General features: G+C 69.6%; 18 protein-coding genes. 10 read left to right on the plus strand and 8 right to left on the minus strand.

What is annotated here, in order from left to right:
• Window positions 1–63: 63 nt before the first annotated feature.
• A complete protein-coding gene (locus ACGFH6_RS14870; RefSeq protein WP_393383885.1) occupies window positions 64–1,215 on the plus strand; it encodes a serine hydrolase domain-containing protein in 1,152 nt (383 codons plus the stop codon).
• Window positions 1,216–1,251: 36 nt separating this feature from the next.
• On the opposite strand, the gene ACGFH6_RS14875 is transcribed toward ACGFH6_RS14870, so the two are convergent.
• From ACGFH6_RS14875 to ACGFH6_RS14890, 4 genes are all read right to left on the minus strand, one after another.
• On the minus strand, window positions 1,252–1,830 hold the full coding sequence (locus ACGFH6_RS14875) for a dihydrofolate reductase family protein (protein WP_393383887.1): 579 nt from the start codon (window positions 1,828–1,830) through the stop codon (window positions 1,252–1,254).
• Window positions 1,831–1,910: 80 nt separating this feature from the next.
• Window positions 1,911–3,746 (minus strand): DNA helicase RecQ, encoded by a 1,836-nt coding sequence (gene recQ, locus ACGFH6_RS14880; protein ID WP_393383889.1) that lies wholly within the window; start codon window positions 3,744–3,746, stop codon window positions 1,911–1,913.
• A gap of 58 nt (window positions 3,747–3,804) precedes the next feature.
• Window positions 3,805–4,236 carry a VOC family protein gene (locus ACGFH6_RS14885; RefSeq protein WP_393383890.1) on the minus strand — a complete coding sequence of 144 codons (432 nt, stop codon included), beginning with the start codon at window positions 4,234–4,236 and terminating at the stop codon, window positions 3,805–3,807.
• Window positions 4,233–5,075 carry a helix-turn-helix domain-containing protein gene (locus ACGFH6_RS14890; protein WP_393383892.1) on the minus strand — a complete coding sequence of 281 codons (843 nt, stop codon included), beginning with the start codon at window positions 5,073–5,075 and terminating at the stop codon, window positions 4,233–4,235. Before ACGFH6_RS14890 ends, ACGFH6_RS14885 begins: the two co-directional genes overlap by 4 nt.
• 122 nt (window positions 5,076–5,197) lie before the next feature.
• Here ACGFH6_RS14890 and ilvD point away from each other — a divergent pair, with 122 nt between their 5' ends.
• Complete coding sequence (gene ilvD / locus ACGFH6_RS14895; RefSeq protein WP_393383894.1) at window positions 5,198–7,048, plus strand: dihydroxy-acid dehydratase; 1,851 nt, start codon at window positions 5,198–5,200, stop codon at window positions 7,046–7,048.
• An 86-nt stretch (window positions 7,049–7,134) separates the two neighbouring features.
• Here ilvD and ACGFH6_RS14900 read toward each other — a convergent pair whose 3' ends face one another.
• From ACGFH6_RS14900 to ACGFH6_RS14915, 4 genes are read right to left on the minus strand one after another with little or no spacing between them, the layout of a single operon-like run.
• Window positions 7,135–7,437: a type II toxin-antitoxin system PemK/MazF family toxin gene (locus tag ACGFH6_RS14900; RefSeq protein ID WP_131514573.1), complete on the minus strand. Its 303-nt coding sequence runs from the start codon at window positions 7,435–7,437 to the stop codon at window positions 7,135–7,137.
• The gene (locus ACGFH6_RS14905) at window positions 7,437–7,673 is read right to left on the minus strand and encodes a YlcI/YnfO family protein (protein WP_131351492.1); all 237 of its coding nucleotides are present in this window, start codon (window positions 7,671–7,673) and stop codon (window positions 7,437–7,439) included. The genes ACGFH6_RS14900 and ACGFH6_RS14905 overlap by 1 nt, the downstream gene beginning before the upstream one ends.
• Window positions 7,674–7,697: 24 nt before the next feature.
• Window positions 7,698–8,525 (minus strand): SDR family NAD(P)-dependent oxidoreductase, encoded by an 828-nt coding sequence (locus tag ACGFH6_RS14910; protein ID WP_393383897.1) that lies wholly within the window; start codon window positions 8,523–8,525, stop codon window positions 7,698–7,700.
• A 52-nt stretch (window positions 8,526–8,577) separates the two neighbouring features.
• Complete coding sequence (locus tag ACGFH6_RS14915) at window positions 8,578–9,246, minus strand: LON peptidase substrate-binding domain-containing protein (RefSeq protein ID WP_360449399.1); 669 nt, start codon at window positions 9,244–9,246, stop codon at window positions 8,578–8,580.
• 101 nt (window positions 9,247–9,347) lie between these two features.
• On the opposite strand from ACGFH6_RS14915, the gene hisD reads away from it, so the two are divergent.
• From hisD to cydC, 8 genes are all read left to right on the plus strand, one after another.
• Entirely contained in the window at window positions 9,348–10,685 is a 1,338-nt protein-coding gene (gene hisD / locus ACGFH6_RS14920; RefSeq protein ID WP_393383900.1) for a histidinol dehydrogenase, read from the plus strand.
• A complete protein-coding gene (locus ACGFH6_RS14925; protein ID WP_393383902.1) occupies window positions 10,685–11,803 on the plus strand; it encodes a histidinol-phosphate transaminase in 1,119 nt (372 codons plus the stop codon). The genes hisD and ACGFH6_RS14925 overlap by 1 nt, the downstream gene beginning before the upstream one ends.
• Window positions 11,800–12,399, plus strand: a complete 600-nt coding sequence (gene hisB / locus ACGFH6_RS14930; protein ID WP_393383904.1) for an imidazoleglycerol-phosphate dehydratase HisB — start codon at window positions 11,800–11,802, stop codon at window positions 12,397–12,399. The genes ACGFH6_RS14925 and hisB overlap by 4 nt, the downstream gene beginning before the upstream one ends.
• The gene (gene hisH, locus ACGFH6_RS14935; RefSeq protein WP_393383906.1) at window positions 12,396–13,037 is read left to right on the plus strand and encodes an imidazole glycerol phosphate synthase subunit HisH; all 642 of its coding nucleotides are present in this window, start codon (window positions 12,396–12,398) and stop codon (window positions 13,035–13,037) included. The genes hisB and hisH overlap by 4 nt, the downstream gene beginning before the upstream one ends.
• A gap of 122 nt (window positions 13,038–13,159) precedes the next feature.
• Window positions 13,160–14,551, plus strand: a complete 1,392-nt coding sequence (locus ACGFH6_RS14940) for a glutamate decarboxylase (protein WP_393383908.1) — start codon at window positions 13,160–13,162, stop codon at window positions 14,549–14,551.
• A gap of 22 nt (window positions 14,552–14,573) precedes the next feature.
• Window positions 14,574–15,872 carry a DUF2254 family protein gene (locus ACGFH6_RS14945; protein ID WP_393383910.1) on the plus strand — a complete coding sequence of 433 codons (1,299 nt, stop codon included), beginning with the start codon at window positions 14,574–14,576 and terminating at the stop codon, window positions 15,870–15,872.
• Between the two features lie 40 nt (window positions 15,873–15,912).
• Window positions 15,913–17,520, plus strand: a complete 1,608-nt coding sequence (gene cydD, locus ACGFH6_RS14950; protein WP_393383912.1) for a thiol reductant ABC exporter subunit CydD — start codon at window positions 15,913–15,915, stop codon at window positions 17,518–17,520.
• An 8-nt stretch (window positions 17,521–17,528) separates the two neighbouring features.
• Entirely contained in the window at window positions 17,529–19,229 is a 1,701-nt protein-coding gene (gene cydC / locus ACGFH6_RS14955) for a thiol reductant ABC exporter subunit CydC (protein WP_393383915.1), read from the plus strand.
• The last annotated feature ends 58 nt before the right edge of the window (window positions 19,230–19,287 follow it).

Here is a 19,287-nt window from a genome sequence, read left to right on the forward strand (position 1 = left end):
CCGCCGGGTCCCGCAGCGGTAGAGCACCTGCCACCCGGACGGTTTCGGTGGCATGATCGGAGGATGAGGTGGAGCGCGGCCGCCCTGTTGGTGATCGCGTTGGTGGGGTGCTCTGGTGGGGGAGAGGAGCCGGCAGCAGCGCCGGTCGTCCCTGTCACGGTGCCGGCGTTCCCGGATCCGGGAACGACAGCGCTTGACTCGGGGAAAGCCCAGGCTCTGCAGGCCGTACTGGCGAAGATCGTCGCGTTCCCGGACAGCCCAGCAGGTTCACGGGGTGCGACTGCGGCGGTCGTCACCGATCGTTGGACGTGGTCAGGAGCGGCCGGCGAGGACATCGCCGGAACAGCGTTGCGCCCGGACACGAGCATGGCGGTCGCCAGCATCACGAAGACGTTCGTCGCGGCGGAGGTGATGATGCTCGCCAAGGCCGGGAAGATCGAGCTGGACAAACCGATCTCGACGTACGTGCAGCACAAGTTGACGGCGAACGGCGCGACCGTCCGGCAGCATCTGTCGATGACGTCCGGCGTGCCCGATTACCTGGACGAGGATTACCGCGCGGTGGACCAGGCGGTCGCAGCGGCACCAGGTAAGCATTGGACGCTCGATCAGCCGCTGTCGTACCACACCGGTACGGTCGGGGCGCCGGGCGGCGACTCCGGTTACAGCAATCCCAGCTATCAGCTGCTGGGGCTGCTGGTCGAGAAGGTGACCGGCCAACCGCTCGCCGGCGTACTCCGTCGTGATCTGGCCGCACCGGCTGGGCTGAAGCACGCCGCCTTCCAGGACGGGGAGAAGCCGCAGCCCCCTGCGGCTGTGGACCACAACGACTCCTGCGGCGAACCGGACGGTTACCTTCCGTGCCGCGCGTGGGCGAGTGCGGTGGCGGCATCAGGCGGACTCGCCGCCGATGCACCCACGGTCGCGCGCTGGGGATACCAGCTGTACGGCGGACGCGTGCTGCCGCCTGACCTGGTCAGCCAGATGACCACGAAAGGTAACGCGCCCTACGGGCTGGGGACGATGCTGTTCACGCTGCAGTTCGGCCTCGGCACGGCGTACGGCCACTTCGGGGACATGCCCGACCACACCAGCCTGCTCGTCGTGGTCCCGGCGAAGAAGGTCTCGGTCGCCCTGCTGGTCGCCGACGGCGGCAGGCACCTCGACAGCGCGATCACCGGGCTGACCACGGCCCTCCAGCCCTTGCTCGGCTGAGCGCGGACCGGAGGACTCGCGCAGGCGGCTCTCGGCTCAGCGGCGGACTCGGTAGCGGATGTGGGTGGCTGCTGGGGTGTCGATCACCCGTGCGACCTCTAGTTCGATCCGTTCAGGCAGGACGTCGAACAGGCGCATCCCGCCGCCGAACAGCACCGGGACCTGGTCGATCTGCAGCTCGTCGAGTACGCCCGCCTCGAGCGCCTTCTGGGCGGTGACCGCACCGTGGACCAGGACGTCCTTGCCCCCGGCCGCGGCCTTTGCCTGCGCCATCGCGCTTTCGATGTCGGACACGAACGTCACCGTCTCGTACTTCGCGGCCGCCTCCGGCACCGGTTGGCGGCTGAGCACGAAGATCGGCACGCCGTGGTGGTCGCCGCCATAGAAGTCGACCTGTTCGGCCGTACGCCGGCCGACCAGCACCGCGCCGGTCGCGTTCAGTTCGTCCCAGACGTCCCCGGCCGGCCCCTCCGGCCGGCCGAACTCGCCGTCCGGGCGCTCGTACCACTTGTGCAACCGCATGAAGCCGTCGCCGCCCGGGTTGCCCGGTCGGTCGTTCGGGCCCGCGATGTACCCGTCGACGGACATCGCCATCAACAGCACCGATGAAGACATGATCCTGCTCCTTCACTCCGGAGAGCGCGGCCGACCCGCGCTCATACCCTCGCGTCGAAGGAACCCGGCCGGACTCGACATCAGTCCGGCGCGGACAGCGCCTCCAGGACGCCCTCGCCGTACTTGGCCAGTTTGTTCTCGCCGATGCCGCTGATGGTGCCCAGCGCGGCCAGGCTGCCGGGGAGGTCGGTGGCGATCTGGCGGAGCGTCGCGTCGTGGAAGATGACGTACGCCGGGACGCCCTGCTCCTTCGCGACGGCGGCGCGCCAGGCCCGTAGCCGCTCGAAGACCGGAGCCGCCTCGGGGGAGAGGTCCGCCGCCGCCTTCTTCTTCGACCCCGACGAGGACTTCGACCGGATCCGCTCCGGCTCCCGGCGCATCATCACCTCGCGCCGGCGGCCGAGCACCTCGCCACTCTCATTGGTGAGCACCAGCGTCCCGTAGTCGCCCTCGACCGCGAGCAGCCGCAGCGCCAGCAACTGCCGGATCACGCCGCGCCACTCGGTGTCCTTCAGCTCGGTGCCGATCCCGAAAACGCTCAGCTGGTCGTGCCGGAACTGCTTGACCTTCTCGGTCTCCTTGCCGAGCAGGATGTCGATCAGCTGGCCCGCGCCGAACTTCTGGCCTCGCTCGTGCTGCAGCCGGTACACGGTCGACAGCAGCTTCTGCGCCGCGATCGTCCCGTCCCACGACTCCGGCGGAGTCAGACAGGTGTCGCAGTTCCCGCACGCGTCGCCGTGCTGACCGAAGTACGCGAGCAGTTGCGACCGGCGGCACTGCACGGTCTCGCACAACGCGAGCATCGCGTCGAGATGCGAACTGAGCCGGCGCCGATGCGCGAGATCGCCCTCGGAGGTGTCGATCATCTTCCGCTGCTGAACGACGTCCTGCAGCCCGTACGCGAGCCACGCGGTGGACGGCAGCCCGTCGCGCCCCGCGCGGCCGGTCTCCTGGTAGTAGCCCTCGACCGACTTCGGCAGATCGAGATGGGCGACGAAGCGGACGTCCGGTTTGTCGATGCCCATCCCGAACGCGATCGTCGCGACCACGACCAGCCCGTCCTCACGCAGGAACCTGGCCTGGTTGGCGGCGCGGGTCCGGCTGTCCAGGCCGGCGTGATACGGCACGGCCTCGATCCCGTTCTGGGTCAGGAAGGCGGCGGTCTTCTCGACGCTGTTGCGGGACAGGCAGTAGACGATGCCCGCGTCACCGGCGTGCTCGGTCCGGAGCAGGTCGAGCAACTGCCGCTGCGGGCTGTCCTTCGGCACGATCCGGTACTGGATGTTCGGCCGGTCGAAGCTCGCGACGAAGTGCTTCGCGTCGGTCAGCTTCAACCGGGTCGCGATCTCCTGGTGCGTCGCCTCCGTGGCGGTCGCGGTCAACGCGATCCGCGGTACGTCGGGCCAGCGCTCGTGCAACTCCGACAGCATCAGGTAGTCGGGCCGGAAGTCGTGGCCCCACTGGGACACACAGTGCGCTTCGTCGATCGCGAACAGTGCGATCTTGCCCTGGTCGAGCAGCCGGATGGTCGACTCCACCCGGAGCCGCTCGGGGGCCAGGTAGAGCAGGTCCAACTCGCCGGCCAGGAACGCCTGCTCGACCTCGCGCCGCTGCTCGAAGTCCTGGGTCGAGTTGAGGAAGCCGGCCCGGACCCCGAGTGCGGTCAGCGCGTCGACCTGGTCCTGCATCAACGCGATCAGTGGCGAGATCACCACGCCCACGCCGGATCTGACCAGCGCCGGGATCTGGTAGCACAGCGACTTGCCACCACCGGTCGGCATCAGCACCAACGCGTCCCCACCGGCCACGACCGTGTCGATGATCTCCGCCTGCTCACCGCGGAAGGCGTCGTACCCGAAGACTCGGCTCAGCACTTCGACGGCTTCGGAAACGGGCAGCCCGGGTGTCTCGGTCACCCCGCGAGTCTAGTGAGATCGCCGCGTCGATGCTGGGCGTGCAGCACGACCCTGTGGATTACTTGGGAATCTCGCCGGCATAGGTGCCGACGCTCCAGAGGTTGCCCTCGGGATCGCGGACGGTGAAGCCGCGGGATCCGTAGTCCGAGTCGGACAGACCGCGGACCACGACCGCGCCGGCGGCGATCGTGCGGCCGATCAGGCTGTCCGGGTCGTCGTGGACGAGATAGACCGACTGCGGCACGTCGGCCAGCGCACTGAACTCGTCCGCTTCGGACTTGGCGTCGCTCGAGCCGACCATGATGCCGCCACCGGTCGGCCAGGACAGCTCGGCATGAGCAACCGAACCCTCAGCCGCTCCGGGGTACGACGCGACCAGGACGAAACCGAGTCCCTCGGTGAGGAACTTCAGTGCGGCCTGTCCGTCCTTGTAGTGCAGACCAGGCCAGACGCCGATCACGTTCTTCTGCTGTTCAGTCGTGGTGTTCATGCCTCCAACTCTTCGGCCCAGGCCGGGACGAAGTCTTGAAGATTTGGGAGCTCCTCGACCAGCCACTGCCGCGGTGAGCAGCCCGCGATCGCCTGCCACTCCCTGGTCAGATGCGCCTGATCGGCGTACCCGAACTCGGCGGACAGGTCGGCGAGCCGAGTCGCCGGCTGCCGTCGCAACCGCCCGACCGCCCGCTCGAACCGCAGCACGCGCGCCGCCACCTTCGGCGGCAGCCCGAATTCGGCGGTGAACCGATCGGTCAGATGCCGCCGGCTCCAACCGACCTCCTTGGCGAGCTCTTGTACGCCGATCGCCCCGCCGGCGTCACGCAGTCGTCGCCAGGCCCAGCCGACCTCCGGACGCACCTCATCGGCAGGTGTGTCCGCCATCCGCCGGAGGAACAGCGTCTCGAGCAAGTCCATGCGCTCGTCCCAACTCGGGGCCTCCCGGAGTTGCTCCGTCAGCACGCGGGCCGGCCGGCCGAGCACCTCGTCGAGGCCGACGACGGTGGACGCGAGCTCACCGGGTGGCAGGCCGAGCAGGACGCGCGCCGCGGCCGGCGTCAACGACAGCTGGATGCCCGCCCGGCTGGGTGTCGCGCCGATATGGACCGCGGTCGAGTGCAGTCCGCCGACCAGTGCGTCGTACTTCTCCACCGGGCGGCCGGGCCAGGCGACGCCCAGCGGATCGTCGAGGGTGATGACGAGCGTCAGGTACCGCGAGGGCAGGCCGCGGTGCAGGTCAGGGGGATCGCCGTGATACGCGTACCCGCTCACGTCACCGACGTACGGGCGCAGGGCAGGATGCACCGCTCGCGTGTGGTGTTCCATCCCAGCCATGTCCTCAGGCTAGGTCCGGCGTCCGACAGAATCATCCGCTCCACAATCCGGGACCCGCGTACCGCCATCCGGACGCACATGGCAACATCAGAGGGGTCGTTCTACTGCGAGGAGATGCCGTCGTGCCTGCCCTGAGGTCCCGTACCGTCACCCACGGCCGCAACATGGCCGGCGCCCGCGCCCTCATGCAGGCCTCCGGGGTCGCCCGGGAGGACTTCGGCAAACCGATCGTCGCGGTGGCGAACAGCTTCACCGAGTTCGTCCCCGGCCACACCCACCTGGCGCCGGTCGGCCGGATCGTGTCCGAGGCGATCCACGCGGCCGGTGGGATCGCGCGCGAGTTCAACACGATCGCCGTCGACGACGGCATCGCGATGGGCCACGGCGGCATGCTCTACAGCCTGCCGTCGCGGGACCTGATCGCCGACTCGGTCGAGTACATGGTCGAGGCACACTGCGCCGACGCGCTGGTCTGCATCTCGAACTGCGACAAGATCACCCCGGGCATGCTGAACGCCGCGCTCCGGCTGAACATCCCGACCGTGTTCGTCTCCGGCGGCCCGATGGAGGCCGGCCGGGCCACGCTGGTCGACGGCACCGTGCGCAAGCTGGATCTGATCGACGCGATGTCCGAGGCCGTGAACGAGAACGTCTCCGACGCCGACATCCTGCGGATCGAGGAGAACGCCTGCCCGACCTGCGGCTCCTGCTCCGGCATGTTCACCGCGAACTCGATGAACTGCCTGACCGAGGCGATCGGCCTGTCGCTGCCCGGCAACGGTTCGGTGCTTGCCACCCACACCGCCCGGAAGGCCCTGTACGAGAAGGCCGGCGAGACCGTCGTACAGATCACCAAGCGGTACTACGACAACGACGACGCGACCGTGCTGCCGCGCAACATCGCGTCCCGCGAGGCGTTCGGGAACGCGATGGCGCTGGACATCGCGATGGGCGGGTCGACCAACACGATCCTGCACCTGCTCGCGGCCGCGCAGGAGGCCGAGGTCGGCTTCGACCTGGACGACATCAACGCGGTCTCGCGCCGGGTGCCGTGCCTGGCCAAGGTCGCGCCGAACGTCGCACCGGGCGGGACGTACTACATGGAGGACGTGCACCGGGCCGGTGGCATCCCGGCGATTCTGGGCGAGCTGCACCGGGCCGGACTGCTGAACGAGAACATCCACACCGTGCACAGCGACTCGATCGACGAGTGGCTGAAGACGTGGGACCTGCGCGGCGGCTCGCCGTCGCCGGAGGCCGTCGAGCTGTGGCACGCGGCGCCCGGGTGCAAGCGGTCGGCGACCGCGTTCTCGCAGTCGGAGCGGTGGGAGACCCTCGACACCGACGCGGCCGGCGGATGTATCCGCGACCTCGAGCACGCCTACTCCAAGGACGGCGGCCTCGCCGTACTGAAGGGCAACCTGGCCGTCGACGGCTGCGTCGTGAAGACGGCCGGGGTGGACGAGTCGATCTGGACGTTCCAGGGTCCCGCGGTGGTGTGCGAGTCGCAGGAGGAAGCGGTCGAGAAGATCCTCGCGAAGCAGGTCCAGCCGGGTGACGTCGTGGTGATCCGGTACGAGGGCCCGAAGGGCGGCCCCGGGATGCAGGAGATGCTGTACCCGACGTCGTTCCTGAAGGGCCGCGGCCTGGGCAAGGTCTGCGCGCTGGTCACCGACGGCCGCTTCTCCGGCGGCACCTCGGGTCTGTCCATCGGACACGCCTCCCCGGAGGCCGCGTCCGGCGGGACCATCGCGCTGGTCCAGGACGGCGACCAGATCCGCATCGACATCCCGAATCGCTCGATCGAGCTGCTGGTCGACGAGGCCGAGCTGACCGTACGCCGGGATGCCCTCGGCGGCGTCTACGCCCCGCGCGCACGTGAGCGCAAGGTCTCCCAGGCCCTCCGTGCCTACGCCGCCATGGCCACCAGCGCAGACAAGGGCGCCGTCCGCGACGTGAGCAAGCTCGGCTGACCCCAACCCCACCAAACGCACCGCCCCACCACCCCGCCCGCGCTACCCGGTGTCAGGCGAGGGAGCGTGGTCGGACCCGTGGTCGGCTACAGCTCGAGGTCGAAGGCGAGGTTGATGGCCTCGGCCAGGGCGGGTTCCTGGTCGGGGTGGAGGTAGCCGATCAGGCGGCCGAGTTGGACCCTCGGGATGGTCTGGATGTTGTCGCAGGAGATCGCGCTCTGATGGTCGAGCCCGTTCTCCGGGCCGACCAGTACCTCGGTGGACAGGCCGCGGATCGTGCTGGTGATCGGCGCCACCGTCACGTTGGTCAGGCGAGGGCGGATGAGTTCACGCGTCAGCACCACGACCGGCCGTGGTTTGTCGAGCCGGGCGATGTGGAGCGGCCGCATCAGTCGAGGTCGCTCAGCACGGTGCCGGCGGCCGCGGGGGCCAGGCCCTCCAGGTCGGGGTAGTCGCCGTGCTCGGTCAGGATGGCGAGGTCGCGGGCGGCCAGCTCGCGGCGGCGCTCACGCTCCATCGCCCGGGCGACCACGGACGCCCGGCTGGTTGCCTTGTCGGTCGCCACCAGCTCGTCCATGAAGTCGACCAGTTCGTCCGGCAACCGCACGGTGATCTGCTTGCTCATACCAGAACCATACCGCGCTGGGATTCACTTCGGTAGGGCGGTCTGCTCCGCGCACATCTGCCACAGCCTCTCGGCGGTCGCCTGATCCTGCGCCGCGGCGGACGGCTGGGTGAGCTTCTTGTCCGAGTAGTAGCCGCCGGCCTCGGCCTCAGCTCCCGCCGCCAGCCACACCAGGGTCTCGGCGCCCTGCTCCGGTGTCTTGGCGAACGGCTTGGTCATCGCCATCATGGCCTTCATCAGCCGGCCGTTGTTGGTGTTGAACCCGGTGGAGACCAGCCCGGGTTCGAACGAGTACGCCTGAACTCCGCGCCGGGCCAGCTCCGCGGTGAGCAGGATCGTCGCGAGCTTCGTCTCGCCGTACCGGCGCAGTGGGCCGCCGGTCATCCGGGCGGTGGTGGAGTAGAACCGCTCCCCGGTCAGGTCGTCGAAGTCGATGCGCTTCGCCTTCGCGTGCTCGTCCGAGACGGTCATGATCACCCGGCCGCCGGGGGAGAGGTGGCCGGTCAGCAGATTGGTGATCAGGTACGGCGCGAGCACGTTCAACGCCCAGGTCAGCTCTATCCCTTCCGGCGAGAGCTGGTGGGTGCCGTAGATCGCGCCGGCGTTGTTCACCAGGACGTCGATGGCCGGCGCCCGGTCCACGACGTCGGCGACCATCGCCCGGATCGAGGCCTGCGAGGTCAGATCGGCCTCGAAGACGTCCGCCCCGCCGAGGTCGGCGGCGACCTTCTCGGCCTTCGCTCGATTCCGCGCCACGAGCCCGATGCGGGCGCCCTGCTGACTCAGCTCGCTTGCGGCCGCAAGCCCGATTCCGTTGGTTCCCCCGGTGATCAGTACGTACTTCCCGTCCATCCCCAGCCCCTTCGAGAAGGTCCCCTGGGTCTACTACAACCCCGGCAGGGGGTCAGTTCGGCGACATCGTCGACCAGCTGAGGTCGGTGTCGGGCAGCGACGGGAGCGCGGCGATCGCGGCGAGCTCGGTGTCCAGCAGGCCGACGAGCTGGGCCAGCCGGGCCGTGGTGTCGGTGGCTTCGAGCAACTTCTGCCGGTCCGGGGTGAGCAGCGTCATCGCGGCCGACATCAGGTACGACAGCGTGCTCGGGTCGTCCGGCAGTTCGCCGATGTGCAGGCCCGGGCGGCTGATCTCGGTGACGGCCGCGGCGTACCGGCGGAACCGTTCGATCGCGATGGTCGCCGTACCGAGTGGGTCGTCGCCCAGCTCCTCGTCCAGCCACTCGACGTCCGCGACCAGGTAGTCACCGCCGCCGTCCAGCTCGGCCACCTTGAACCGGCGGTTGCCGGTCAGCGTGAGCTCGACCGGTCCGTCGTCGTCGGCGTCGAGGGTGATCTCCGAGATCGTCGCCGCACAACCGGTCCCGTAGAGCGACCGGAACACCCGCTCACCCAGCTCGTACCCGTCCCGGACGGCCAGCGCGCCGCAGACGAGTTCACCGCCGTTCTCGACCAGGTCGCGGACGACCGCGCGGCCCTGGACATCGGTGACCGGAATGGGGAGCACCAGCCCGGGGAAGATCACCGTCTCGACAGTGAGCAGCGGCAGGCGGGAGTCCATGCTGTCGAGCGTAGTGGACGATCACCCCGATCACGGCCGGTGATCGGCCGCGTGGTGGATAGGGCGCGGGAACGGCGGGTCGTCACCACTAGACTGACCCCATGATTCGCCGCGTCGACCTGCGGGGCCGAGTGGCGGCCGGAGAGGTGTCCGACCTCCAAGCCGAAGTGAATGCCCTCGTCCCCCGAGCCGTGTTCGACGTCGAGAAGGCTCTCGACGTCGTCCGACCGATCTGTCTGGACGTCCGCCATCGTGGACTCGAGGCGATCAGGGAGTACGGCGAGAAGTTCGACCATGTGCGTGTCGACGACGTCCGTGTCCCGGCCGAGGCGCTGAAGACCGCGCTGGAGGAGCTGGATCCCGAGGTCCGTGCCGCGTTCGAGGAGTCGATCCGGCGGGTCCGCGAGGTCAGCCAGGACGAGCTCACTGCCGACATCGCCTCCGAGCCTGCGCCCGGTGGGCGGGTGAGGCAGCGGTTCGTCCCGGTCCAGCGCGTCGGGCTGTACGTCCCCGGCGGCCGCGCGCCGCTGGCTTCCAGCGTGGTGATGAACGTCGTACCGGCGCAGGTCGCCGGGGTCCCGTCGCTGGCGATCGCATCGCCGCCGCAGAAGGAGTTCGGCGGCCTGCCGCACCCGACTGTGCTCGCGGTGTGTGCGCTGCTCGGGATCGAAGAGGTCTACGCGATGGGCGGCGCGCAGGCGATCGCCGGCTTCGCCTACGGCTTCGGTGCTGGTGTCACGGGCTGCCGCAAGGTCAATCTGATCACGGGACCGGGCAACATCTATGTGGTCGCGGCCAAGCGGTTCGTGCTGGGTGAGGTCGGCATCGACTCCGAGGCCGGCCCGACCGAGATCGCGATCCTCGCCGACGACACCGCGGACCCGCAGCACGTCGCCGCCGACCTGATCAGCCAGGCCGAGCACGACCCGATGGCCGCCAGCGTGCTGGTGACACCTTCGGAAGCCCTGGCAACCAAGGTGGAGGCCGAGCTGTCGGTGCAGGTCGCGAAGACCAAGCACCAGGACCGGGTCACCGAAGCGCTCAACGGTCAGCAGTCGGCCGTCGTACTCGTGGACGATCTGGACCAGGGCACCGCTGTGGTCGATGCGTACGCCGCCGAGCACCTGGAGATCCAGACCGCGGACGCGGAGGAGCGGGCCGGGCTGATCACCAACGCCGGCGCGATCTTCGTCGGCGGCTGGTCGCCGGTCTCGCTGGGTGACTACTGCGCGGGGTCCAACCACGTTCTCCCGACCGCCGGCTGTGCCTGCCACTCGTCGGGACTGTCGGTGCGTAGCTTCCTGAAGGCGATGCACGTCGTGAACTACTCGCGCGACGCCCTGCAGGAGGTAGCCGGCCACGTGGTCGCGCTGGCGCACGCCGAGGACCTGCCGGCCCACGGCGCCGCGGTGTCGGTGCGATTCCCCGGGGAGAACTGATGGGCCGCTTCGACGGGTTGCCGCTCCGCGACGAGCTGAAGAGCTTCGAGCCGTACGGCGCCCCGCAACTCGACGTCCCGGTGCTGCTCAATGTCAACGAGAACCCGTACCCGCCGAGCGAGGAGACCGTCGCCGACATCGCCGCGTCGGTCACCGAGGCGGCGCGCGGCCTGAACCGCTATCCGGACCGTGAGTTCCTGGACCTGCGCGCGGATCTCGCGGCCTACCTGGGCCGGGAGTCCGGCGCGCAGTTGACCGCCGAGCAGGTCTGGGCGGCCAACGGCTCCAACGAGGTCATGCTGCACATCCTGCAGGCCTTCGGCGGACCAGGGCGTACGGCGCTCTCGTTCGCGCCGACGTACTCGATGTATCCGGAGTACGCGCGGGACACGAACACGGCCTGGGTGACCGGCCGCCGGGCCGAGGACTTCACCCTCGACCAGAGCAAGGCGCTGGCCGCGATCTCCCGGCACCACCCGTCCGTCGTACTGCTCGCCTCGCCGAACAACCCGACCGGGACGGCGCTGCCGATCGACGTGGTCGAGGCGATCGCCGCCCGGACCGCCGCGAACGGCTCGGTCCTCGTGGTCGACGAGGCGTACGCCGAGTTCCGCCGTACCGGGACGCCGAGTGCGGTGACGCTGCTGCCGTCGTACCCGAATCTCGCGGTGGCGCGGACGATGTCGAAGGCGTTCGCGCTGGCCGGTGGCCGGGTCGGATACCTTGCCGCGAGCAAGCAGTTGGTGGACGCGTTGCGGATCGTGCGGCTGCCGTACCACCTGTCCGCGGTGACGCAGGCGGTCGCGCGGGCAGCACTGCGGCACTCCGACGAACTGCTCGGCCGGGTCGAGCAGTTGCGGGTGGAGCGCGACGAGACGGTCGACTGGCTGCGGGCGCAGGGCCTGCGCGCGGTCGACTCGGACGCGAACTTCGTCCTGTTCGGCACGGTCGCCGACCGGCACGCGGTCTGGCAGTCGCTGCTGGACGACGGCGTACTGATCCGCGAGACCGGACCGGACGGCTGGCTGCGGGTTTCCATCGGCACCGGCGCCGAGATGGCCGCGTTCCGCGCTTCACTGGAGCGTGTACTGAAGACCGACGTGGGAAGGCAGACATGAGCCGCACAGCGCGGATCGATCGGGAGACCAGCGAGTCCAAGGTCCTGGTCGAGCTGAACATCGACGGCGAGGGACGGGCCGAGATCTCAACAGGTGTTGGGTTCTACGACCACATGCTCAACGCGCTGGCCAAGCACGCGCTGCTCGACCTGCACGTGAACACGGTCGGTGACCTCGAGATCGACGCGCACCACACGGTCGAGGACACCGCGATCGGCATCGGCCAGGCGCTTCGTGAAGCTCTCGGGGACAAGCGTGGCATCCGCCGGTTCGGCGACGCGACCGTGCCACTGGACGAGGCGCTGGTGCACTGCACGGTCGACCTGTCCGGCCGGCCGTACTGCGTCCACACCGGTGAGCCCGACGGTCAGGTGTACGCGATCATCGGCGGCGACTACGCCGGTTCGCTGACCCAGCACGTGTTCGAGACGCTCGCGTTCAACGCCGCGATCTGCATCCACATCCGGGTGCTGTCCGGCCGCGACCCGCACCACATCGTCGAGGCCCAGTTCAAGGCCTTCGCCCGGGCGCTGCGGGCAGCCGCCGAGCTCGACCCGCGGCAGCCGGGCATTCCGTCCACCAAGGGCGCTCTGTGAGCAAGAAGGTCGTGCTCCTCGACTACGGATCGGGCAACATCCGGTCGGGGGAGCGGGCCCTGCAGCGGGTGGGCGCGGACGTGACAGTCACTTCCGACTTCGACGAGGCGCTGAACGCGGACGGTCTGCTGGTCCCGGGCGTCGGGGCGTTCGAGGCCTGCATGACCGGTCTCAAGTCCGTCCGCGGTGACGTCGTGGTCGACCGGCGCCTGACCGGCGCGCGCCCGGTGCTCGGAATCTGTGTCGGCATGCAGATCCTGTTCGCCCGCGGCATCGAGCACGGCGTCGAGACCGAGGGCTGCGAGCAGTGGCCCGGCACGGTCGAGCGGTTGAAGCCCCAGCACGACGAGCCGGTCCCGCACATGGGGTGGAACACGGTCGACGTACCTGCCGGCACCGGGCTCTTCGACGGCATCGAGAAGGAACGCTTCTACTTCGTCCACTCGTACGGCGTCCGCGAGTGGCAGTTGACCGACGCCCGCGAGTCGGTGGCCCCGCTGGTGACCTGGACGTCGTACGGCGGCGACCGGTTCGTGGCCGCAGTCGAGAACGGCCCGCTCACCGCCACCCAGTTCCACCCCGAGAAGTCCGGCGACGCCGGCGCCGCACTGCTGGCCAACTGGGTCCGCTCGCTCTGATCGCGGACCGGCGTACGGCGGTGCGCCTCATGCCCAGCGGGTGAGGACGGTTCCGGGCGTCCGGGTGTGAGATGGGTTGCGGCGGCAGGTCGTGTCGCCGTGATCGAGGGGTGGGGTCGGCGATGGGCGGGATCAGCAGCACCACGCAGCAGGCGGCGGTCGATCGTGCCGCCATACCGCGGTTCGCCAGGGACACGGTCCTTGCGGTTCCGAAGGACCGGATGCCGGATGAGGAGATGCTGCCGCAGTCGGCGTACCAGATCGTCCGGGACGAGGTCATGCTGGACGGCAACGCCCGGTTCAACCTGGCCACGTTCGTGACAACGTGGATGGACGACGAGGCGGACCGGCTGTACGCCGAGACGGTCGACAAGAACATGGTCGACAGGGACGAGTACCCGCAGACGGCGGAGATCGAGAGCCGCTGCGTACTGATGCTCGCCGACCTGTGGAACGCGCCGGACACGGCCGACGCGATCGGGACGTCGACGACGGGCAGCTCCGAGGGGTGCATGCTGGGCGGCCTGGCACTCAAGCGGCGCTGGCAGCACGCCCGTCGTGCGGCAGGTCTGTCCACCGAGCACCCCAACCTCGTGATGGGCCAGAACGTGCAGGTCGTGTGGGAGAAGTTCGCGGAGTACTGGGACGTCGAGCCGCGGTACGTGCCGCTGGAGGGCGACGATCTCTACCTGACCGCCGACCGGGCCCTGCGGTTCGTGGACGAGAACACCATCGGCGTGGTCACCGTGCTCGGTTCGACGATGGAAGGCAGCTATGAGCCGGTCGCCGAGATCTGCGCCGCCCTGGACGACCTGGAGCAGCGGACCGGGCTGTCCGTGCCGGTGCATGTCGACGCCGCGTCCGGCGGTTTCGTCGCTCCCTTCCTGCAGCCCGACCTGGTGTGGGACTTCCGGCTGCCGCGAGTGGCCTCGATCCAGGCCTCGGGTCACAAGTACGGGCTTGTCTATCCAGGCGTCGGCTGGGTGCTCTGGCGGCACACGGAGAACCTGCCCGAGGAGCTCGTCTTCAGGGTGAACTACCTCGGTGGGAACATGCCGACCTTCGCCCTGAACTTCTCCCGGCCAGGCGCGCAGGTATTGCTGCAGTACTTCCAGTTCCTGCGGCTCGGCCGGGACGGTTACCGGCGGATCCAGCAGACGTGTCAGGACGTCGCCGTGCACCTGAGCGAGGCGATCAAGAAGATGCCCGAGTTCGAGCTGGTCTCGGACGGACGGGACCTGCCGGTGTTCGCGTTCCGGATGGCCGACGGTGTCACGAAGTACACCGTGTACGACGTGTCCCGGAAGCTGCGCGAGCGGGGCTGGCTGGTGCCGGCGTACACGATGCCGCCGAACCGGGAGGATCTGGCCGTACTGCGAGTGGTCGTGCGCAACGGGTTCAGTCACGACATGGCCGAGCTGTTCCTGCGTGACGTGCGGGTCGCGGTCCAATGGCTCGACGGGCTGCAGGCTCCGATGCCGCAGGAGGAAGCGCCGTCCGGGTTCCATCACTGAGCGGTCTGACCGGACCGCGACGGTGAGGTTCTGGGCAGCCGGCTTCCGGGCACACCAGTACGTCCGGCAGAGCCTTTGGGTCGTGCCGCTCCTCGGCGGCCTGTTGGGCGTGGTGCTGGCCGGGGCCGACCTCTGGCTCGAGGGCCGGATCTCGTTGCCGCCGGAGTGGTCGTACTCCGAGAGCACCGCGAGCAGCGTGTTGTCGGCCGCCGCGGCCGCGATGGTCGGGCTGATCGGCTTCGTGGTCACGATCGGCGTGCTGGTCGTCCAGATGGCGACCGGCACGCTGTCGCCACGGTTCATGCGGCTGTGGTACCGGGACCGGCTGCAGAAGTTCGTGCTCGCGTCGTTCACGGCCACGTTCACCTTCGCCTTCGCACTGCTGCGCCAGGTGGAGTCCGACTCCGTGCCCGATCTGGGCATCAGCCTGGTCGGGCTGGCCGTCGGGATCGATCTGATCCTCCTGCTGCTGTACTTCGACCGGTTCGTGCACGCGCTGCGGCCGGTCGCCGTCGCGGCGGCGATGGCACAGGCCGGGCTGGCGATCGAGGCCGAGGAAGACGGCCTCGTCGCGGACGCCGGTACCGGCGATCACGCGGGCCGGCGGGGGGCGCCGGGCTCCAGGGTGCCGGCTCCTCGGTCGGGCGCTATCCAGGACATCGACATCGCCGGCATCGTCCGGTTCGCGACGGCCCGGGACCAGACCGTCGTCATACCCCACACGATCGGTGACTTCGTCATCGCGGGCAGCGTCCTGATGGAGGTTCACGGCGCGGCGCCCGGCGAGACCGACCTGCGGCGGTTGGCCAGGATGGTCTCGCTGGGGCGCGAGCGCACGATCGACCAGGACCCGGCGTTCGCGTTGCGCATCCTGGTCGACATCGCCATCCGGGCGTTGTCTCCGGCGGTCAACGACCCCACCACCGCGACACAGGTGCTCAACCACATGGGCGCCCTGCTGCTCGGGATCGGCGCCTCCGACCGCGCCTTCCGGGGGACCGCGCTCGACACCGACGGCCGGGTCCGCCTGGTCCTGCGGACCCGCGGCTGGGAGGAGTACCTCGAGCTCGGAGTGACCGAGATCCGCCAGTACGGCGTCGTCTCGCCGCAGATCTGCCGCCGGTTGCGTGCCATGCTCGAGGAACTGCGGGCCGGAGTCCTCCCCGCACGTCGCGAAGCCGTGCAATCGCAGATCGAGGCCCTGGATCGCGCGACCGACGCGGCGTTCGCCGATCCATTCCAGCGGGCGCTGGCACGGATGAGCGACCGGCAGGGCCTCGGCGCCGCGCGACTCGGCGAGGACTCCGATGCCCGCCGTTGACCGGAGACTGATCACTCGGACGCGGGCAGTCAGGACCTTGATGCTGCGGTCCGCCTGTCTCGGGGTCGCGACCGCGGCCTTGGTCGTCGCACAGGCCTTCCTGCTGGCGGGCCTTCTGTCCAGGTCCTTCCAGGACGGCGCGGGGCTTGCCGAGTTGCGCGGTCCGCTGCTGGCTCTGCTCGGCGTCGTGATCGCCCGTGCCGGGCTCGCCTGGTGGGCCGAGCTGATGTCGCACCAAGCCGGCACGCAAGCCAAGGCGGAGCTGCGGATGGCTCTCCTTCGGCAGGTTGTCGACCTGGGGCCCGCCTGGCTTACCCGGCACCGCACCGCGGATCTCGAGACGCTCGGTACACGCGGCCTCGATGCTCTCGACGGCTACTTCACCCGCTATCTGCCGCAGCTGGTCCTGGCTGTGATCGTCCCCACCGCGGTCATCACGGCGGCCGTGACGCAGGACATCGTGGCTGCGGCGATCGTCGCTGTCACCGTTCCCCTGATCCCGCTGCTGATGGCCGTCGTCGGTGCCGGCGCCAAGGTCCAGGCGGTCAAGCGTCTGGTCGTCCTGCAGCGTCTGGGCGGCCACTTCCTCGACAGCATCGCCGGCCTGACGACGCTGAAGGTGTTCGGCCGGTCGCGGTCCCAAGCAGCCCTGGTCCGTCGGGCGACCGACGACTTCCGGCAGGAGACGATGGGTTCGCTGCGAGTGGCCTTCTTGTCGTCCCTCGTGCTGGAGCTGCTCGCTTCGTTGTCGGTGGCGGTCGTCGCGGTGGCGGTCGGGATCAGGCTCGTCAGTGGCAGTCTCGACCTCTCGACCGGCCTGTTCGTGCTCATCCTCGCGCCTGAGGCTTACCTCCCGCTGCGTACGCTCGGCGCCGGCTTCCACACCAGCACCGATGGTGCCGCGGCGGCGGACCAGGTGTTCACGGTGCTGGACAGCCCGCGTCCGGCAGGGGGCATCGGAGCCGTTCTCCCGTTCCATCCGGCCGTGGATCTGCGGGTGGACGACCTGTGCGTGAGCTATCCGGACCGGGCCGGTCCCGCACTCGACCGGATCAGCCTGTCCGTCCGGTCGGGAGAGGTGGTGGCCTTGACCGGGCCGAGCGGTTGCGGCAAGTCGACGCTGATCGCCGTACTGCTGGGCTTCGTCGGGGTGGACTCCGGGCACGTGACCGTCTGCGGGGTGAACCTGGCGCAGCTCGATCCCGACCGCTGGCGCCAGAACGTCGCATGGGTCCCGCAGCGGCCCTACCTGTTCGCCGGGAGTCTGGCCGACAACATCAGGCTCGGCAGACCGGACGCTGCCGAGGACGAAGTACGGCGAGCGGTCGACGACGCCGGGCTCACGCAAACGATCGACAGGCTGCCGCTCGGCCTCGCGACACCGCTGGGTGAGCGCGGTGCCGGTCTGTCCGCGGGGGAGAGGCAGCGCGTCGCGCTCGCGCGGGCGTTCCTGATGGATGCACCGCTGCTCCTGCTCGACGAGCCGACGGCCAACCTGGACGGGGAGACCGAGGCATCGGTCCTCGCTGCGGTCGCCCGCCTGACCGTCGGCCGGACGGCGTTGATCGCCGCGCACCGACCGGGCCTGGTCGCGGTCGCGGATACGGAGATCCAGCTGGAACGCGCGACAGCGTTGGACTACCGATGATGTCCGGCGTGACGGCCCGGCTGGCCGCGGCCAGTCTGCTCGGGGCGGGTGGCGCCGCCGCCGGCCTCGGTCTCGCGGCGACCGCCGGCTGGCTGATCGCCCGCGCCTCCGAGCAGCCGAACATGGCGGCGCTCGGACTCGCTGTCGTCGGGGTGAGATTCTTCGGGATCAGTCGCGGGTTGCTCAGGTACGCCGAGCGCCTGGTCGGCCATGATGCCGCGTTCCGCGTGCTGGCCGACGTACGGATGAAGGTCTACGCCAGACTCGAGCGTCTTGCGCCGGCCGGCCTGCCGGGTTTCCGCAGCGGTGATCTGCTGGCCCGCTTCGTCGACGACGTTGATTCACTGCAGGATCTGCTGTTGCGCGTCGTCTCGCCGTACGTGGTCTTCGCCGCCTCCATCGGGTTGACGGTCGGCCTGGTCGGGACCTGGATACCGGCAGCCGGTCTGGTCGTCCTGATTGCCGCGTTGCTTTGCGCGACCGCCGTCCCGGTCCTCGCCCGGCAGTTGGTGAGGCGCTCCGAGGCGCGTCAATCCGAGACGCGAGGCGAGCTTTCGACCGCTGTGGTCGACCTGGTCCAGGGTGCGCCCGACCTCATCGCCTACGGTGCAGCGAAGGCCCAGTTGCGCAAGGCGGATCGAGCCGACGCCGAGCTGACCAGGGTCGCTCGGGCGGCTGCCCGTACCGCGGGGACCGGCTCGGGGCTCACCGCCCTGCTCGCGGGCCTGTGCGTGTGGGCAGTGCTCGCGGTCGGGATAGTTGCCGTCGACAACGGTCGGCTGCCCGGTGTCCTGCTCACTGTCGTCGTCCTCGTCTGTCTGGCCGCCTTCGAGGTGGTCTCCGGACTCCCGCAGGCGTTCGCGATCTTCGAACGGGTACGGCGTAGCCAGGAACGGGTCGATGCCCTGCTGGCTGTCGAGGTCCCTGTCCGCGAGCCCATGGATCCGGTGCCTCTGCCGGCCGCGCCGTACGTGATCCGGCTACGCGGTGTGCGCGCCCGCTACCCGTCCGGACAGCTCGCGCTGGACGGGATCGACCTGGATCTGGCTCCCGGCGAGACGATCGCGGTGGTCGGACCCAGCGGAGCAGGCAAGTCCACGCTGGCCGCCGTCCTGCTGAGGTTCCTCGATCTCGAGTCCGGTACGGCGTCCCTGAACGGGCTCGGCCTCGGTGAGCTGGATTCCGACGCCCTCCGCCGGGTGGTCGGGCTGGCTGGGCAGGACGCGCATCTCTTCGACCGAACGATCGGCGACAACCTCCGGCTGGCACGGCCCGACGCCACCGATGCCGAGGTCCGGGCCGCCCTCGCACAGGTCGGTCTGCTGACCTGGGTCGACGGCCTGCCGCACGCTCTGGACACCGAAGTCGGCGAGCACGGCGCCCGCCTCTCGGGCGGCCAGCGGCAGCGGCTCGTCGTCGCTCGTGCCCTGTTGGCGGATTTTCCGGTGCTGATCCTCGACGAGCCGACCGAGCATCTCGACCGCCGGGCCGCGGACGCGCTGACCGCGACCCTGCTGGCCGCGCCCCCCGGGCGCACCACGCTGCTCATCACTCATCGGTTGTCCGGCCTGCAGGGCGTCGATCGGGTCCTGCTGCTGGAAGCGGGTCGCGTAGTGGAGTCGGGCACCCACTCTGAGTTGGTCGCGGCGGGCCGGACGTACGCGCGGATCTGGGCCAGAGAACAGGCAGATCTCACCCGGTCGGAATGATGCGCCGCCGGTGAGTCAGGGATGAGTCTGGGGGAACGACGAACGTTCCCGACGAGGG

The sequence above is a fragment of the Kribbella sp. NPDC049227 genome (assembly GCF_043197265.1).
In the GTDB taxonomy this organism is placed as follows: Bacteria; Actinomycetota; Actinomycetes; order Propionibacteriales; family Kribbellaceae; genus Kribbella.

Coding starts and splice junctions, on each gene's coding strand:
- ACGFH6_RS14870 (WP_393383885.1), top strand. CDS start 64: ATGAGGTGGAGCGCGGCCGCCCTGTTGGTGATCGCGTTGGTGGGGTGC.
- ACGFH6_RS14875 (WP_393383887.1), bottom strand. CDS start 1,830: ATGTCTTCATCGGTGCTGTTGATGGCGATGTCCGTCGACGGGTACATC.
- ACGFH6_RS14885 (WP_393383890.1), bottom strand. CDS start 4,236: ATGAACACCACGACTGAACAGCAGAAGAACGTGATCGGCGTCTGGCCT.
- ACGFH6_RS14890 (WP_393383892.1), bottom strand. CDS start 5,075: ATGGCTGGGATGGAACACCACACGCGAGCGGTGCATCCTGCCCTGCGC.
- ACGFH6_RS14900 (WP_131514573.1), bottom strand. CDS start 7,437: ATGCGGCCGCTCCACATCGCCCGGCTCGACAAACCACGGCCGGTCGTG.
- ACGFH6_RS14905 (WP_131351492.1), bottom strand. CDS start 7,673: ATGAGCAAGCAGATCACCGTGCGGTTGCCGGACGAACTGGTCGACTTC.
- ACGFH6_RS14910 (WP_393383897.1), bottom strand. CDS start 8,525: ATGGACGGGAAGTACGTACTGATCACCGGGGGAACCAACGGAATCGGG.
- ACGFH6_RS14915 (WP_360449399.1), bottom strand. CDS start 9,246: ATGGACTCCCGCCTGCCGCTGCTCACTGTCGAGACGGTGATCTTCCCC.
- hisD (WP_393383900.1), top strand. CDS start 9,348: ATGATTCGCCGCGTCGACCTGCGGGGCCGAGTGGCGGCCGGAGAGGTG.
- ACGFH6_RS14925 (WP_393383902.1), top strand. CDS start 10,685: ATGGGCCGCTTCGACGGGTTGCCGCTCCGCGACGAGCTGAAGAGCTTC.
- hisB (WP_393383904.1), top strand. CDS start 11,800: ATGAGCCGCACAGCGCGGATCGATCGGGAGACCAGCGAGTCCAAGGTC.
- ACGFH6_RS14940 (WP_393383908.1), top strand. CDS start 13,160: ATGGGCGGGATCAGCAGCACCACGCAGCAGGCGGCGGTCGATCGTGCC.
- cydD (WP_393383912.1), top strand. CDS start 15,913: ATGCTGCGGTCCGCCTGTCTCGGGGTCGCGACCGCGGCCTTGGTCGTC.